We start from the raw sequence: 15493 nt of genomic DNA, 5'->3' as shown, positions 1-15493 counted from the left end.
TCCACCGACGCAGGGGTCCGAAGTCAGAGCTGATCCAACGGGGGATAGCTCGCCCCGTTCACTTTTCGCGCACCGCCGCCCCCACATGCGGCGTGAATTCGTGGCAGGAGGAACTATGGAATTCCAGCTTCTCGGCCCGGTCGAGGTCCGGCAGGGCAACGACGCAGTGCCGCTCTCGGGAACGAAGATCCACACCGTGCTCGCCGTCCTGCTGCTCAACCGCGGCACGGTGGTCTCCGACGAACGCCTCAGCAACGCCCTCTGGGGGTGGGACCCACCCGCGACCAGAAGCGCGCAGATCTACACCTACGTCTCGCGGCTGCGCAAGCGTCTCGGCCCCGAGGTCGACCTGGTCCGCCATGCCCAGGGGTACCTGATGCACCCCGGCTCCGCCCGGTTGGACCTGGAGGAGTTCGAGCGCAGCTCCGGACTCGGCCGCGAGGCCCTGGAGCAGCACCGCTACTACGACGCCTCGGTGCACCTGCGTTCCGCGCTCGCCCTCTGGCAGGGCCCGGCGCTGGCCAATGTCACCGACTACCTGTCCGACGCCGAGCGGCCCAGCCTGGACGAGGCCCGTGTGGTGGCCGTGGAGGACCGGATCGAGGCCGACCTGGTCCTCGGCCGCCAGCGCGAGCTGGTGCCCGAGCTGACCGGCCTGCTCGCCGAGCACCCGCTGCGGGAGCGGCTGCGCGCCCAGCTGATGACCGCGCTCTACCGCTGCGACCGGCAGGCCGACGCGCTGACGGTCTACCAGGCCGGCCGCCGGGTGCTTGCCGAGGAGCTCGGGGTCGACCCCGGACCGGTGCTGATCGCCGTCCACCAGTCGATCCTGCGGGGCACCCCGATCCCGGGCACCCCGATCCCAGGCACGCTGATCCCGGGCACGCTACTCCCGGGCACCCCCGCACCGGGCGCGCCGGCGCAGGCGCCCGGCGCCCAGTCGGCGCTCCCCACCCGGCTGCGCGTCCCGGCCCGCCCGGTCCCGGCGATGGTCCCCCCCGAGCTGGCCGACTTCGCCGGACGGGAGGCCGAACTCGCCGACATCCGACGGGTGTTGGCCCCGCAGCCGGGCAGCTCACGGGCCGGCGCCGTCCTGCTGACCGGCATGCCGGGGATCGGCAAGAGCGCGCTGGCGACGCAGGCCGCGCACGCCTGCCGCGACGCCTTCCCCGACGGCCAGCTCTACACCGACCTGCGCCGCCCGGACGGCTCGCCGAAGAACCCGTGGGAGGTGCTGGTCCTCTTCCTGCACGCCCTGGGCCTGGACACCCGGGAGTCGGCTGACCTGGACGAGCTGGTGAGCCTCTACCGCGCCCACACCGCGGGCAAGCGCCTGCTGGTGGTGCTGGACCGGGCCGCCAGTGACCTGCAGATCGGCCCGCTGCTGCCCAACGACCCCGGCGTCGGCGTGATCATCACCAGCCGCGGCCACCTGGCCACCGGCGGCCACACGGTGACCGTCCCGCTGCTCGACGACGAGCAGGCGCTCGACCTGCTGGCGTCGATCACCGGTCCGGAGCGGATCCTGGAGAACCCCGCCGCGACCCAGGCGATCATCGAGGCGTGCGCGGGCCTGCCGCTGGCGCTGCGGATCGCAGGTCTGCGGCTGGCCACCCGGCCGCACTGGTCCACCGGCCAGCTGGCCCGCCGGCTGGCCGCGCCCAGCACCCGTCTCGACGAGCTCAGCTTCGGCGAACTCGCGGTCGGCCAGCGGCTGCTGAGCTCGCTGCGGGGTGTCAGCCCGCAGGCCCGTACGGCGCTGCCGCAGCTGGCCGCCATCTCCACGCCGCACTTCCCGGCCGAGCTGGCCGCCGCCGTCCTCGGCACCGGCGAGGGCCCCACCGAGCAGGTCCTGGACGACCTGGTCGGCGCCCGCCTGCTGGAGGTCAACGGTTCCGGCTCCCCCTTCCACACCGAGTACGGCTTCCACGAACTGGTCCGCCTGCTCGCCCACAACCTGCGCGGGCCCGCCGTGCTGGCCCGGCAGGGCGGCCACGCCGCCTGATCGCCTGACCCCCGAACCACCTTCCACCACCTCAGGAGAGTCATGTCCCGCCGCCTGTTCACCTCGGAATCCGTCACCGAGGGGCACCCCGACAAGATCGCCGACCAGATCAGCGACGCGATCCTCGACGCCCTGCTGAAGGAGGACCCGGCCGCCCGGGTCGCCGTCGAGACCCTGATCACCACCGGCCAGGTGCACGTCGCCGGCGAGGTGTCCACCACGGCGTACGCGCCGATCGCGCAGATCGTCCGCGACAAGATCCTGGAGATCGGCTACGACAGCTCGAAGAAGGGCTTCGACGGCGAGTCCTGCGGCGTCTCGGTCTCCATCGGCGCGCAGTCCCCCGACATCGCCCAGGGCGTCGACACCGCGTACGAGGCCCGCGTCGAAGGTGTTGAGGACGACCTCGACAAGCAGGGCGCCGGCGACCAGGGCCTGATGTTCGGCTACGCCAGCGACGAGACCGCCGAGCTGATGCCGCTGCCGATCACCCTCGCGCACCGCCTCTCGCACCGGCTGTCCGAGGTCCGCAAGAACGGCACCGTCCCCTACCTGCGCCCCGACGGCAAGACCCAGGTCACCATCGAGTACCAGGGCAGCCGGCCGGTCCGGCTGGACACCGTGGTGGTCTCCGCCCAGCACGCCGGCGACGTCGACCTGCTCACCCAGCTGACGCCGGACATCCGCACCCACGTGGTGGAGCACGTGCTGGCCGAACTCGCCGCGACCGGCAGCACCCTGGAGACCGGGGACTTCCGCCTGCTGGTGAACCCGACCGGCCGCTTCGAGATCGGCGGCCCGATGGGCGACGCCGGCCTGACCGGCCGCAAGATCATCGTCGACACCTACGGCGGCATGTCCCGTCACGGCGGCGGCGCCTTCTCGGGCAAGGACCCGTCCAAGGTGGACCGCTCCGCCGCCTACGCGATGCGCTGGGTCGCCAAGAACGTGGTGGCCGCCGGCCTGGCCGCGCGCTGCGAGGTGCAGGTCGCCTACGCGATCGGCAAGGCCGAGCCGGTGGGCCTGTTCGTGGAGACCTTCGGCACCGCGACCGTCGCCGTCGACCGGATCGAGCGCGCCATCAGCACGGTCTTCGACCTGCGTCCGGCCGCGATCATCCGCGACCTGGACCTGCTGCGGCCCATCTACGGCCAGACCGCCGCCTACGGCCACTTCGGCCGCGAGTTGCCCGACTTCACCTGGGAGCGCACCGATCGCGCCGAGGCCCTGCGCAAGGCGGCGGGGGCATGAGCGAGTCTTCGGTGCAGTGCGCGTCATCGGTGCACAGCGAGTCTTCGGTGCACAGCGAGTCTTCGGTGCACAGCGAGTCTTCGGTGCACAGCGAGTCTTCGGTGTCCTGGGAGCAGGGAGCCGTGGTCGCCGTCGACCAGCGCGCCCTGCCCGCCGAGTACCGCACGCTGACGCTGCGTACGGTCGACGAGGTGATCGCCGCCGTGCAGTGCCTGGCCGTGCGCGGCGCCCCGACGATCGGGCTGGTCGGCGCGCTCGGCGTGGCGCTGTCCGGCTACGCGCACACCGCGGCGGACGGCACGCTCGACGAGGCCGCTGAGGCCGCCGTACGGGCGGACGCCGAGCGGCTGGCCGCCGCCCGCCCCACCGCCGTCAACCTGCGATGGGCCGTGCAGCGGGTGCTGGAGCACCTGCCGCAGGGGGCGGACGCGCTGCTGGCGGAGGCCACCGCGATGCTCGCCGAGGACGCGGCCGCCAACCGCGCCGCCGTGCAGCGCGCCGCGGACCTCGTCATCGGGCTCACCCCCGACCGTCCGCTGCGCCTGCTCACCCACTGCAACACCGGCCGGCTGGCCACCGCCGCGGTGGGCACCGCGCTCGGCACCATCCTGGAACTCGCCGCCCGGGGACGGGTCGAGGAGGTCCTGGTGGACGAGACCCGGCCGCTGCTGCAGGGCTCCCGGCTCACCGCCTGGGAGCTCGGCGAGGCGGGCGTCGCCTACCGGCTGTGTGTGGACTCCGCCGCGGCCGCCGCGATCTCGCGCGGCATGGTGGACTGCGTGCTGGTCGGCGCCGACCGGATCGCCGCCAACGGCGACACCGCCAACAAGATCGGCACCTACGCGCTGGCCGTGGCCGCCGCCCGGCACGGCATCCCGTTCGTGGTGGTCGCTCCCGAGTCCAGCTGGGACGACCAACTCCCCGACGGCAGCGGCATCGTGGTCGAGGAGCGGCCCGCGCGGGAGGTGACCGAGCTGGCCGGCGTGCGGGTGGCTCCGGCCGAGGCGCAGGTCTTCAACCCGGCCTTCGACGTCACCCCGGGAGCGCTGATCACGGCCGTCGTCTCGGAGCGGCGCACGCTGCGCCCAAGCCGTCCGGCGGCCCCCGTCGCGGCGGACCCGGCCGAACTGGCCGCCCGGACAGTCGCGTTGCTCACGGAGTACCCGGACCACCCCAAGCCCGGCGTGGTCTTCCGGGACCTGGCCGCGCTCTACGCCGAGCCCGGCATGCTCGCCGAGCTGGCCGACCAGGTGCTCGCCGACTTCGACGGCCGCTACGACCGCATCCTCGGCGTCGAGTCCCGGGGCTTCGTCCTCGGCGCGGCACTGGCGGCCCGCGGGCGGATGCCGCTGGTGCTGGCGCGCAAGCCCGGCAAACTCCCCGGCGCGGTGCACGAGGCGTCCTACGCCCTGGAGTACGGCACGGACCGGCTCGAACTGCAGAAGGGCGCGATCGCCCCGGGCGAGCGGGTGCTCGTGGTGGACGACGTGCTGGCGACCGGCGGCACGCTGTCCGCCGCCGCCCGTCTGGTCACCGACTCCGGCGGCCAAGTCGCGGGCCTGGCCGCACTGGTGGCGCTCAGCGGCCTCGGCTGGGAACAGCGGCTGGCCGGACATCCCGTGCTGGCGCTGTGCGAGGTGGCAGCGTGAGCGTGACCAATGTCGACCTCTGGTGGGACCCCTCCGACTCCTCCGACGCCCCGTCGGCGGCGAGCGGCGCGGACTGCTCGCGCCCGGCCGCCGAGCTCGCCGCGTTCTCCCGCGCGCTGTACGCGCGCGGCTGGATGCCCGGCACCTCGGGCAACCTCTCGGTGCGGCTGCCCGGCTCCGAGCCGCTGGCACTGATCACCGCCAGCGGTCGGGACAAGGGCGAACTGACCATCGCGGACACCGTGTTGATCGACGCCCACAGCGCTCGGCCCAGCCTCCCCAGCCTCCCCGGCGGCCCGCGCGCGTCGGCCGAGGCCTCGATCCACGCCGCCGTCTACCGCAGCACGGACGCCGGCGCGGTCATCCACGTGCACGCCCCGTACACCACCTGGGCGGCCTGCCGCACCGGGGCCAGGAGTGGGAGCGGGAGCGGCACCGGGGCCCTGACGCTGGCCGGCTTCGAGCTGCTCAAGGGGCTCGACCTGGCCGACCCGAGCCGCACCGAGCTGCCGGTCTTCGCCAACTGGCCCGACGTGCCGAGGATCGCGCAGGAGATCGCCGCCCACCTGGCGGCCCACCCGCAGGCGCCCCCCGGCCTGCTGATCGCCGACCACGGCGTGACCACCTGGGGACGCGACCTGGCCGAGGCCCGGAACCGTCTGGAATGCCTGGAGGCGATCTGCCGGCTGCTGCAGCTCGGCGTCGACGCCGTCCCTACCGAAAGGCCGGTCGGATGACCCTGCTGCAGATCATGCCCGAGGACGCACCGGAGCACGTGCGGCTGCGCACCACGGATCCGCTGGTGATCGGCGAGGCGCTGGCCGAGTGCGGCGTCGACTTCCGGCGCTGGCCGGTACGGCTGCCGGTCGGCCCGGACACCGACCCCGAGCTGATCCTCGCCGCCCACCGCTCCGAGATCGACGAGCTCTGCGCCCGCCAGGACCTCCAACTCGTCGACGTGGCACGGCTGTACAGCGATGACACGGCGCCAGGGCGGGAGCGGGCCGCGCAGGCCCGGCTGAGTTTCCTGGACGAGCACCGGCACGCCGAGGACGAGGTGCGCTTCTTCGTCCACGGCCGGGGCTGCTTCTACCTGCACCTCGACGGGGCCGTCCACGCGGTGGTCTGCGAGGCCGGGGACCTGCTTTCGGTACCGGCCGGCACCACCCACTGGTTCGACATGGGCGAGCGCCCGGCCTTCACCGCCGTGCGCTTCTTCCAGCAGGCGGACGGCTGGATCGGCGACTTCACCGGCTCGCCGATCGCCAAGCGGTTCCCGCTCCTTGACGCCCTGCTGGCGGCGCAGCCGTGACCACGGTCAGGTCAGGGGTCCGGCCGCGCGCCGTCGTCCTGGACATCGAGGGCACCGTCGGCTCCATCGACCACGTGCACGAGGTGCTCTTCCCGTACGCGCGGCGCCGGCTGGCCCCCTGGTTCGAGGCCCACCAGGGCTCCGAGGCGCACGACCGGATCCTGGCGGCCGTCCGCGACCACCAGGGCGCGCCCGGGCTGGACGAGCGCCAGGCGGTCGAGCTGCTGACCGGTTGGGCCGACGCGGACACCAAAGCAGCACCGCTGAAGGCGCTGCAGGCACTGATCTGGACCGAGGGCTTCGCCGACGGCACGCTGAGGGGCCACCTCTACCCCGAGGTGCCCGAGGTGCTGCGCGGCTGGCACCGGCAGGGGATCGCGCTGTACATCTACTCCTCCGGCGCGGCCTCGGCGCAGCGGGACTGGTTCAGGCACTCCGGCCACGGCGACCTGACCCCGCTGCTCCAGGGCTACTTCGACCTGGAGAACACCGGCGGCAAGCGCGAGCCCGACTCCTACCGGACGGCGCTGCGCACCATCGGCGTGCCGGCCGCGGACGTGCTCTTCCTCAGCGACGTGGGCGAGGAGCTGGACGCGGCGGCCGCCGCCGGCTGGCGGGTCACCGGGGTGCGCCGGGCCGGCGACCGGCGCGGGCCGCACCTCCCCGGCCACCCGACCGTCGCCGCGCTCGACGAGCTCCGATTCGACCCCTTCGACCCCTTCGACCCTTCGACCCCGACTCCACCGTGAAGGAAGGACGCACACCATGACCGCACTCCCAGCCGGGCAGCGCGCCGAGATCGGCGTGATCGGCGGCAGCGGCTTCTACCAACTCCTCGAAGACGCGCAGGAATTCACCATCGACACGCCCTTCGGGGCACCCTCCGACACGGTGGCCGTCGGCACCGTCGGCGGGCGCAGAGTGGCCTTCCTGCCGCGTCACGGACGCGGGCACGGACTGCCGCCGCACAAGATCAACTATCGCGCCAACCTGTGGGCCCTGCGCTCGCTCGGCGTGCGCCAGGTGCTGGCACCGTGCGCCGTCGGCTCGCTGCGCCCGGAGCTGGGCCCGGGCACCGTGGTGGTCCCCGACCAGCTGGTCGACCGGACCAGCGGGCGGATCCAGACCTACTACGACCAGGGCGGCGTGCACGTCTCCTTCGCCGACCCGTACTGCCCCGTCGGCCGGTCCGCCCTGCTGAAGGCCGCGGCCGGCGCCGGCATCCCGGCGGTGGACGGCGCGACCATGGTCGTCGTCGAGGGCCCCCGGTTCTCCACCCGCGCCGAATCGCAGTGGTTCGCCGCGGCGGGCTGGTCGCTGGTCAACATGACCGGCTTCCCCGAGGCCGTGCTGGCCCGCGAACTCGCCCTGTGCTACACCCCGTTGGCCCTGGTCACCGACCTGGACGCGGGGATCGAAGCCGCCGGCAGCGTGGCCCAGGCCGACGTGTTCGAGGTCTTCGCCCGGAACATCGAGCGGATGCGCGAGCTGGTCCTGGAGGCCGTCGGCCTGCTCCCGCAGGAGCGCGGGTGCGCGTGCCCGCACGTGCTGGACGGGATGGACCTGCCCCTGGACCTGCCTCAGGACCTGCCGGGCGACCATGCCTGACACCCCGGAGGTCTTCCAGCAGCTGACGGACCTGTTCCAGTCCCGGGCGGCCCGCTACCGCATGATCCCCCACCCGCCCGAGGGCCGGACCGACGTGGCCAGCCGGCTGCGCTGCCACCCCCTGGAGCAGGCCGCCAAGTCCATCGTGGTCCGCGTGGCGACGGGCAAGCGCTCCCGCCGCTACGTCCTCGCGGTGGTCCCCGGCGACCGCAAGGTCGACCTGGACGCCCTCGCGGAGCGCTACGGCGGCCGCGAGGCGTCCTTCGCCACCCGCGAGGTCGCCGAGCGCCTGGCGGGCAGCGAGAGCGGGTCGATCACCCCGTTCGCTTTCTCACCCGAGCTGGACCTCCTGGTGGACGGCCAGCTGCTGGTGCACGACGAGATCTTCTTCAACGCCGGCCGACTCGACGTCTCGGTCGCCCTGTCCGTGACCGACTACCTGGACCTCGCACAGCCGACCGTCGCACCGATCGCCGCCTGACCCGGCCCCGGACCCACCACTCGCCACTGACTCGGAGCAGCCGACCCAGCGACCCTGAACCCGGCGCCCCACTCCGACCGCTGGGCCTGAACCCAGCGCGGCCACCGCCCGATCGGGCGGTGGCCGCGAGCGCTGGACACCCCGGAGGTGTACTTAGCACCACCCCCAACTCGGATAGGAGGGCTACTGTTTCCGCCCCGCTGCCGCGACATCCTGGTGATGTGCCCGAGAGCCGGGCACGGGGAGGAGAAGTCGCCATGGCACTGGCCGAACTGCAGCAGGCGGCACCCGTCGAGACCTACGCCAGGCGCGCGACGGACACCGCCGCACCGCAGCTGCCGCGTCCCTCGCGCCGCGTCGCCACCGCACTCACCGTGCTCGGACTGGCGATGATCCCGTGGCTCTTCGTCCTGCACACCGGGCTCCCGGCCACCGCCCAGGCCTCGCACTGGGCCTGGACCTGGACCGGCCTGGACACCCTGGAGGCGATCGGCCTGCTCTCCACCGGTCTCCTGCTGCGCCGGGGCGACCAGCGCGCCTGCCTGACCGCCGCGGCCACCTCCACCCTGCTCCTGATCGACGCCTGGTTCGACACCATGACCGCCACCCCCGGCACCGACCTGCTCACCGCCGAACTGATGGCCGCCTTCGTCGAGTTGCCCCTCGCAGCAGCCTGCGCAACACTCGCCATCCGCACCTTCCCGCGCTTCTCCTAGGCTTGTTCGGAGTTCAGATCATGTATGGGTTGACCTGAGCAAGCGGCTTCACAAGGCCGCGCAGCACGCCCTGCTCCACAACGCCCGGCCGAGCGGCGACGGTGGTGGGAGCAGCGGCGCCGGCTCATTCACCAGGTCTTTGTCACAGCCGCAGGACGACCGCCGAGGCGGCCGCGCCGGCCGCCCAGGCGATCACTGCCGCTTCCCACGGCCGGAACCCGCTCTGTAGTGCCCATCGCCTGGCGAGTACATGGGCGCACGGGCCGGCGATGGCCGCCATCGTCCGGCAGTCTGGCCGCCAAGCGCGGAGTGGACGCGCTACCGCGCACCGTGCGGGTGACGGCCGCCGAGCGGGCAGGTGCGTTCGAATCGCTGCTGCGGAGGTTCGTACTCGGGGAACAGAGCGAGGTATCCGAGGAGCATGCCCTGGTCGTTGAGAAGGTTCTCGGGATCTCACCCGGCCGCCGCCAGCGCGTCGAAGGGTCAGGCCCTTGGCTGACCGGTCCGGCCAAGGATCTCTTCGACGCCGTCCCGATTGCGCTTCCGCAGTTGGCGCAGGCCGTTGCCCAGGCGACCGACGGGGAGCTCGAGTCGGCACGCACGCTGGCGGCCGCTTTGTTCCGGAACCTGCCGATCGCCGCCAGGTTGATCGGCGCCGCCACCGGGGACGAGAATCGGGCGGGCCTGCACAACATCGCCCGCCTCGACCAGGAGCCGGAGATCGCCGTCCTGCTGGTGCCTACTGTGGTCGCAATGCTGCAGGCCGGCTGGCAGGAGAACCTGGAGGCGCTCGCCGCTGCTCTCCGCCCATTCCCCGGCATGATCGCGGATCTCGACAAGGTCTTGGACATGTCAGCGAAGGAAGTCCAGGGGAACCTCGCGAGTCAGCCGCCGAACATTCGCGTCCGAGCCCAGAAGATGATCGACGCCGCGCTCGAAGGGCGCCTCAACTAGGACGCGAACCCCGCAGCGCGCAATGGCCGTCTTCACCCCGCAGGACAAGGTACCCAGGAGCGGTGGGTCTACGGGCCGGGTCGGACGCCGGTATGGTCGGGCTGCAGATTGCTCTGACATGCAGTCAAGGAGGAAATGTGGCTGGCCACTTCACTGACCCGCCTGTTGGCACCGATGGGTCGCGTGATGCCGAGGAGCAGGCGGGTCCGCTTTCGGGGTGGCTTCCTCCGCACGAGTATGTCGAGTCGATCGCTAACGCCACCTGCTACGGCGCCCTGATCGTGCGGGACGAGGAGGGGCGTTATCTAGGCCTCCGGTCCGCCCGCCGTGCCAGTGTCACGGAGGGCACCTGTTGGTCGCCGGCGCGCCGCAGTTGATTCAGCATCCGTGAGAGTGGGAGTTCAGCATGAACAGTGATGGTGTCGGCGGAGCCGGACAGCTGCCGTTCCGGTTGCTCGTCACCGGCGGCGGGACGGGCGGCCACACCTACCCGGCGCTGACCGCGGTGCGCGCCTTGGAGAGCCGTCTGGCCGCTGCGCGGCGGTCGCTGGAGGTGCTGTGGGTCGGCACGGCGGACGGACTTGAGGCCCGAGTCGCGGCCGAGGAGAACATCGCGTTCCGGGCTGTGGCCACCGGCAAGATCCGGCGCAGCAGCAACCCGCTGAAGATGGCGTCGCCTGCGAACCTGAAGGACATGGGCCGCGTTCCGTGGGGGGTGGCTCAGGCCCGGAACATCGTCGCGGACTTCGCTCCGGACGTGGTCCTGGCCACCGGCGGCTACGTGGCGGTTCCCGTCGGCCTGGCAGCGCGGATGTGCCGGCGGCCGCTGGTGGTGCACGAGCAGACCGTCCGGCTCGGTCTGGCGAACCGGGGTCTGGCGCGGGCGGCGTCGTGCTTCGCCGTGTCGTCCGCCTCGACGCTGGAGTTCCTGCCGGAGGCGGCCCGCAAGACGGCGGTGGTCACGGGCAACCCGGTGCGCCCGCAGGTGCTGGCCGGCCGCGCCGACAACGCGATCGCGGTGCTGGGCCTGGACGGCTTCGACCGGTCACTGCCGACCGTGTACGTCACTGGCGGCGCGCAGGGCTCGCAGCAGATCAACGGCCTGGTGACGGGCTGCCTGCCGTGGCTGCTGTCGCGCGCCAACGTCGTGCACCAGTGCGGCCCGGCGAACCTCGAAGGGCTGCGACAGCAGGCCACGTCGCTGCCGCCGCAGCTGGCGCGCCGCTACCTGGTGACGGGCTTCGTGAAGGCCGAGCTGCCGGATGTCCTGGCCCTGGCCGACGTGGTGGTCTCGCGCTCCGGTGCCGGGACGATCGCCGAGCTGACGGCGCTCGGGAAGGCCTCCGTCCTCGTCCCGCTGGCGACGTCGGCCGGCGGCGAGCAGGAGCACAACGCGCGGCACCTGCAGGAGGCCGGCGCTGCGGTGGCGCTGCTTGGGCAGGTGACCGCGCAGGGCCTTCAGGACGCGCTGGCGCCGCTGCTCGCGGACGGGGAGCTGCGTGCCCAGGTCGCCCAGCGGGCCCGCGAGAAGGGCCGACCGGATGCCGCGGAGCGGCTGGTGGATGTTCTGCTGTCCGCTGCGGGCGTGCGGCTGGTCAGCCGAGCGGCCTGAGCCGGGATCGCGTGTCGGCCCCCTGCCTGCGATGTACTGGCGCAGGCAGGGGGCCGAGGCGTCCGCCGCTGATTCAGGGCAGGTGCGCGGCGGCGCCGGTGGCGATGACGGCGGCGCAGGCTGCGAACTCCTCGGTGCTGCGCCCCATGGGGTCGGGCACGTCCTGGCGTCGAGGTACAGGCGCAGCTTCGGCTCGTTGGCGGTGCCGGCGATGGGGAGCAGTTGCTCCAGGACGGAGCGGTCCATGGCGAGCACGAGGTCGGCCCAGTCGATGAGGTCGGCGGTGACCTGGGTGGGCTGGTGGGTGGTGAGGTCGTAGCCGAGGTCGGCGGCGGCGGCGGCGGTGATCATGGCGGGGTGGGCGCCGTGGCCGGCCCACTTGTCGATCAGGCCGGCCGAGCGGACGTCGAGGGCACCGTTGCTCTGGATGGCGAGGATGCAGGCGGCGAGCGGGGAGCGGCAGTAGTTGCCCAGGCACACGGTCAGGATCCGGCGCGGGCGGTGGGCGGGGGTCATCGCGCGGCTCCGAGGGCGGTGAGGGCGCCGCGCAGGGCGTCGGCGACGTGCTGGATGTCGCTGTGGGTCAGGTGCTGGTGGAGGGGGAGCGTCATGATCTCGGTGCCCAGGCGCTCGGTGACGGGCATCGGCCGGTGCCACGCCTTGAAGGCCGGCTGGGTGTGGTTGGGCGGGTAGTGGACGCCGACGCCGATGCCCTGGGCGTGCAGGCGGGCCCAGACGGCGTCGCGGTCGGGGACGGTGACGACGGCGAGCTGGGGCACCGAGTGGTCGAGGTCGACATCCACGAGGGTGGCCTGCGGGATGTCGGCCAGCGCGTCGCGGTAGGCGCTCCACAGGGCTCCGCGCCTGCGGGCGGTCTCGGAGAAGCGGGCGAGCTGGGCGCTGCCGATGGCCGCGTTGATGGCGGACATCTGGTAGCGGAAGCCGGGGCCGGTGACCTGGTAGCCGGTGGAGGCGGCGCGGGTGGCAGCCGAGTCGGTGACGCCGAGCATCCGCATGTCGCGGATCTTGGCGGCCTCTTCGGGGCTGCGGGGGATGATCATGCCGCCCTGGCCGCAGGTCAGGTTCTTGATGGGGCCGAAGCTGAAGCAGGTGAGGGCGCCGGTCGCACCAACCAGGTCGGTGCCGTGGTGGGAGCCGAAGGCGTGCGCGGCGTCCTCGATGACGGTGATGCCGCGGTCGGCGAGCCGGTCGGCGATCGGGGTGAGGTCGACGGCACGCCCTCCGTAGAGGACGGGCATGACCGCGGTGGTGGCATCGGTCAGGGCGTCGTGGACCGTTTCGGCGTCGACGCACAGGTTCTCGGGGCTGACCTCGGCGAAGCGCGGCGTCGCCCCGCAGGCGAGGATCGCGTGGATCGTGGCGCAGAAAGTCAGCGAGGGCACGATCACCTCGTCGCCGGTGCCGATGCCGGCGGCGACGAGCGCGGTGTGCAGGGCGGCGGTGCCGGAGGTCACGGCGATCGCGTCGGGGACGCCGAGGAAGGCGGCGACGTCGCGCTCGAAGGTCTCGGTGACGGCGGTGTGCCCGTAGTGGCCGCTGTCGAGGACAGCGATGACGGCGGCCATTTCCGGCCCGTACAGGTAGGGGCTGGCGTTGCGGGAGGCGTCGGGCCGAGCCGGGTCAGCGGTGGTCATTGGGACTCCTTCAGGGCTCGCAGGGTTGCGGCCTCGCCGCTGGCGAGGGTCTCGGTGTACTTGGTCAGGAAGACATCGGGTCGGTAGGCGAGCAGGTCGTGCTGGACCGACTGGTGGAAAAGGCCGTTGATGGTCTGTCCGATCAGGTCGGCTCCGGCGGCTTCGGTCAGGGCGAAGCCGCCGGCGACGCGGACGTTCACCTCGGTGATCAGGACACGCTGCGGGCCGTCGGTGATGAAGCCCTGGACGCAGCACAGGCCAGCCGCGCCGACGGCACTGAGGGTCTGCTTGACGCGGTCGGCGACCTGGCCGTCGTGGAAGGTGGTGGAGACCGTAGCCAGGCCTGCCTTGACGCGGGTGCGGTGCCGCAGGATCGCCGACGCCCGGGCGCCCCGGTCCACGAGGCAGTCCGCGGTGAACTCGCTGCCGGTGATCTTCTCCTGGATCAGCGCGGCCGGGACGAGCTCGCACAGCACCCGTGCCTGCCCGCGGGTGCGGCAGAAGTAGACGTTCTGGGCGCCGTGGCCGGTGCGGGGCTTGACGACGAGGGAGATATCGTCGGGGACCTGGTCGAGCTGGTCAGGGAGCCAACTGCGCGGGGTGGGGATGCCGGCTGCGGTGAGGACATCGTGGAACGCGGCCTTGTCGAGGCACGTCTGCACGGAGTCCGGCTTGGGCAGCCACGTGCGCACTCCGGCGCGGGTGAGGGAGCGCTGGATCCGCAGCAGGGGCGGCAGGTCGTTCTCGATCCCGACCATGAGCGCGTCCGCGCGGGTGCTGCCGCATAGATCGAGGACTGCCGCGGTGTAGCGGGGGTCGTCGGCGCGGGGGGTGAGGCGGGCGGTGACGTCGGGCAGCAGCAGGCCGGGGGCCAGCGGGTCGGCGTCGGTGGCGATGACGTGGTGGCCCAGGCGCTGGAGGCTGCGGGTGAGGTCGAAGCCGGGGTTTGCGCCGACGCCGGTGACGACGATGCGCTTGGCGGCGGTGCCGGTCACGAGGCCAGCTCCACGGAGGGCACCACGGTGGCGGCCGCGGGGGCCTGGACGGCCGGCGCGGTAGGCGCCCAGAAGGACGGGTTGGCGCGGTACCAGGCGATGGTCTCGGTCAGGCCGTCAGCGAGGTCCTGCAGGGGCTGGTAGCCGAGGGTGTTCGCGATCTTCGACCAGTCCACGGAGTAGCGACAGTCGTTGGAGCGCCGGTCGGGGATGTACTGAACCTGCTCCCGGCCCTCGCCCATGATGTCGAGGATCAACGCGGTGAGTTGGTTGGTGGTCAGGTCAGTGCCGCCGCCGATGTTGTAGACCTCACCGGGCGCACCGCCGCGCAACACCAGCTCGATCCCGGCGCAGTTGTCCTCGACGTGCAGCCAGTTGCGCACGTGCTCGCCGGTGCCGTGGATGGTGACCGGCCGACCCTGGAGAAGCGCGGTGACGAACCGCGGGATGACCTTCTCCGGGTACTGGTGGGGACCGTAGTTGTTCGAGGAGCGGGTGACGCAGACCGGCACCTGGTAGGTCTCGAAGTAGGACAGGGCCACGAGGTCGCTGGCCGCCTTCGACGCGGCGTAGGGGACGGTCGGGGCCAGCGGCCAGGCCTCGGTGGCGCATCCGGTGGGCAGCGGCCCGTACACCTCGTCGGTGGAGACGTGGACGAACTTGGTGATGCCGGTGCGCGTGGCAGCCTCCAGCAGGGTCTGGGTGCCGAGCACGTTCGTCGCCAGGAAGCGGCCGGCGTCCAGCAACGAGCGGTCCACGTGGGACTCCGCAGCGAAGTGGACGATGGCGGCGTGCCGAGCGGCCAGGTCGGTGACGAGGCGGCTGTCGAGGACGTCGCCCCTGACGAAGGTCAGCCGCGGCGAGCGCGTCGCGCCGGCCAGGTTGTCGACGTTCCCGGCGTAGGTCAGGGCGTCCAGGACGGTGATCTGCTCGATGTCGTCGCGGCTGAGGAGGCGGTTGACGAAGTGAGAGCCGATGAATCCGGCGCCACCCGTGACGAGGATCTTGTCCATAAGAAGTGCCAATCTGCGGTTTGGGTGTGTGACCGGCAGGGACCCCAGACCGCATCGGTCGGCCTTGGCCGGGTGCGGAAGCTGGTGTCGCCGGGAGGAACAGCGAACACCCGCAGACCCGGACGGAAGGAGGCTCACGCGGGGGGCTCACACATCGCGCGCGCTCGACTGCCGTGGGCATCGGTTCTGCCCTACGCTCTACACTTCGTCAACACGCCGTTACTGATGGTGATCCTTCGAAG

The 15493-nt window shown here is 72.5% G+C and carries 15 protein-coding genes; 11 read left to right on the top strand and 4 right to left on the bottom strand.

Annotation, left to right across the window (positions count from 1 at the left end):
- Positions 1-115: 115 nt before the first annotated feature.
- The 9 genes from P3T34_RS29880 (at position 116) to P3T34_RS29840 (ending at position 9022) form a co-directional block, all read left to right on the top strand.
- Positions 116-2005 (top strand): AfsR/SARP family transcriptional regulator, encoded by a 1890-nt coding sequence (locus tag P3T34_RS29880; RefSeq protein ID WP_280669133.1) that lies wholly within the window; start codon positions 116-118, stop codon positions 2003-2005.
- Positions 2006-2047: 42 nt separating this feature from the next.
- Entirely contained in the window at positions 2048-3256 is a 1209-nt protein-coding gene (metK, locus tag P3T34_RS29875) for a methionine adenosyltransferase (protein WP_280669132.1), read from the top strand.
- Entirely contained in the window at positions 3253-4905 is a 1653-nt protein-coding gene (gene mtnA, locus P3T34_RS29870; RefSeq protein ID WP_280669131.1) for an S-methyl-5-thioribose-1-phosphate isomerase, read from the top strand. The genes metK and mtnA overlap by 4 nt, the downstream gene beginning before the upstream one ends.
- A complete protein-coding gene (gene mtnB, locus P3T34_RS29865) occupies positions 4902-5642 on the top strand; it encodes a methylthioribulose 1-phosphate dehydratase (RefSeq protein WP_280669130.1) in 741 nt (246 codons plus the stop codon). Before mtnA ends, mtnB begins: the two co-directional genes overlap by 4 nt.
- Complete coding sequence (locus P3T34_RS29860; RefSeq protein ID WP_280669129.1) at positions 5639-6217, top strand: cupin; 579 nt, start codon at positions 5639-5641, stop codon at positions 6215-6217. Before mtnB ends, P3T34_RS29860 begins: the two co-directional genes overlap by 4 nt.
- Entirely contained in the window at positions 6214-6966 is a 753-nt protein-coding gene (gene mtnC, locus P3T34_RS29855; protein ID WP_280669128.1) for an acireductone synthase, read from the top strand. The genes P3T34_RS29860 and mtnC overlap by 4 nt, the downstream gene beginning before the upstream one ends.
- A gap of 16 nt (positions 6967-6982) precedes the next feature.
- Complete coding sequence (locus tag P3T34_RS29850; RefSeq protein WP_280669127.1) at positions 6983-7825, top strand: S-methyl-5'-thioadenosine phosphorylase; 843 nt, start codon at positions 6983-6985, stop codon at positions 7823-7825.
- Positions 7818-8306, top strand: a complete 489-nt coding sequence (locus P3T34_RS29845) for a YbaK/EbsC family protein (protein ID WP_280669126.1) — start codon at positions 7818-7820, stop codon at positions 8304-8306. The genes P3T34_RS29850 and P3T34_RS29845 overlap by 8 nt, the downstream gene beginning before the upstream one ends.
- A gap of 257 nt (positions 8307-8563) precedes the next feature.
- Positions 8564-9022 (top strand): hypothetical protein, encoded by a 459-nt coding sequence (locus tag P3T34_RS29840; protein WP_280669125.1) that lies wholly within the window; start codon positions 8564-8566, stop codon positions 9020-9022.
- Positions 9023-9164: 142 nt separating this feature from the next.
- Here the strand turns inward: P3T34_RS29840 and P3T34_RS29835 are convergent, their stop codons facing one another.
- Positions 9165-9302, bottom strand: a complete 138-nt coding sequence (locus P3T34_RS29835) for a hypothetical protein (RefSeq protein ID WP_280669124.1) — start codon at positions 9300-9302, stop codon at positions 9165-9167.
- Between the two features lie 56 nt (positions 9303-9358).
- Here P3T34_RS29835 and P3T34_RS29830 point away from each other — a divergent pair, with 56 nt between their 5' ends.
- Complete coding sequence (locus P3T34_RS29830) at positions 9359-9976, top strand: hypothetical protein (RefSeq protein ID WP_280669123.1); 618 nt, start codon at positions 9359-9361, stop codon at positions 9974-9976.
- Positions 9977-10382: 406 nt separating this feature from the next.
- Positions 10383-11588 (top strand): UDP-N-acetylglucosamine--N-acetylmuramyl-(pentapeptide) pyrophosphoryl-undecaprenol N-acetylglucosamine transferase, encoded by a 1206-nt coding sequence (locus P3T34_RS29825; RefSeq protein ID WP_280669122.1) that lies wholly within the window; start codon positions 10383-10385, stop codon positions 11586-11588.
- A 512-nt stretch (positions 11589-12100) separates the two neighbouring features.
- Here P3T34_RS29825 and P3T34_RS29820 read toward each other — a convergent pair.
- The 3 genes from P3T34_RS29820 to rfbB are packed head-to-tail and all read right to left on the bottom strand — an operon-like array spanning position 12101 to position 15251.
- Positions 12101-13243, bottom strand: coding sequence for a DegT/DnrJ/EryC1/StrS family aminotransferase (locus P3T34_RS29820; RefSeq protein ID WP_280669121.1), 1143 nt, complete (start codon positions 13241-13243; stop codon positions 12101-12103).
- On the bottom strand, positions 13240-14238 hold the full coding sequence (locus P3T34_RS29815) for an ATP-grasp domain-containing protein (RefSeq protein WP_280669120.1): 999 nt from the start codon (positions 14236-14238) through the stop codon (positions 13240-13242). Before P3T34_RS29815 ends, P3T34_RS29820 begins: the two co-directional genes overlap by 4 nt.
- Positions 14235-15251 (bottom strand): dTDP-glucose 4,6-dehydratase, encoded by a 1017-nt coding sequence (gene rfbB, locus P3T34_RS29810; protein ID WP_280669119.1) that lies wholly within the window; start codon positions 15249-15251, stop codon positions 14235-14237. The genes P3T34_RS29815 and rfbB overlap by 4 nt, the downstream gene beginning before the upstream one ends.
- Positions 15252-15493: the final 242 nt, after the last annotated feature.

Source organism: Kitasatospora sp. MAP12-44 (assembly GCF_029892095.1).
GTDB lineage: Bacteria > Actinomycetota > Actinomycetes > Streptomycetales > Streptomycetaceae > Kitasatospora.
This window is presented reverse-complemented; position numbering and strand designations above follow the sequence as displayed.

Excerpts from the sequence above, each read along its gene's own strand:
- P3T34_RS29880 (WP_280669133.1), top strand. The coding sequence starts at position 116 with ATGGAATTCCAGCTTCTCGGCCCGGTCGAGGTCCGGCAGGGCAACGAC.
- rfbB (WP_280669119.1), bottom strand. The coding sequence starts at position 15,251 with ATGGACAAGATCCTCGTCACGGGTGGCGCCGGATTCATCGGCTCTCAC.
- P3T34_RS29840 (WP_280669125.1), top strand. The coding sequence starts at position 8,564 with ATGGCACTGGCCGAACTGCAGCAGGCGGCACCCGTCGAGACCTACGCC.
- P3T34_RS29860 (WP_280669129.1), top strand. The coding sequence starts at position 5,639 with ATGACCCTGCTGCAGATCATGCCCGAGGACGCACCGGAGCACGTGCGG.
- metK (WP_280669132.1), top strand. The coding sequence starts at position 2,048 with ATGTCCCGCCGCCTGTTCACCTCGGAATCCGTCACCGAGGGGCACCCC.
- P3T34_RS29835 (WP_280669124.1), bottom strand. The coding sequence starts at position 9,302 with ATGGCGGCCATCGCCGGCCCGTGCGCCCATGTACTCGCCAGGCGATGG.
- mtnA (WP_280669131.1), top strand. The coding sequence starts at position 3,253 with ATGAGCGAGTCTTCGGTGCAGTGCGCGTCATCGGTGCACAGCGAGTCT.
- P3T34_RS29845 (WP_280669126.1), top strand. The coding sequence starts at position 7,818 with ATGCCTGACACCCCGGAGGTCTTCCAGCAGCTGACGGACCTGTTCCAG.
- P3T34_RS29825 (WP_280669122.1), top strand. The coding sequence starts at position 10,383 with ATGAACAGTGATGGTGTCGGCGGAGCCGGACAGCTGCCGTTCCGGTTG.
- P3T34_RS29820 (WP_280669121.1), bottom strand. The coding sequence starts at position 13,243 with ATGACCACCGCTGACCCGGCTCGGCCCGACGCCTCCCGCAACGCCAGC.
- P3T34_RS29850 (WP_280669127.1), top strand. The coding sequence starts at position 6,983 with ATGACCGCACTCCCAGCCGGGCAGCGCGCCGAGATCGGCGTGATCGGC.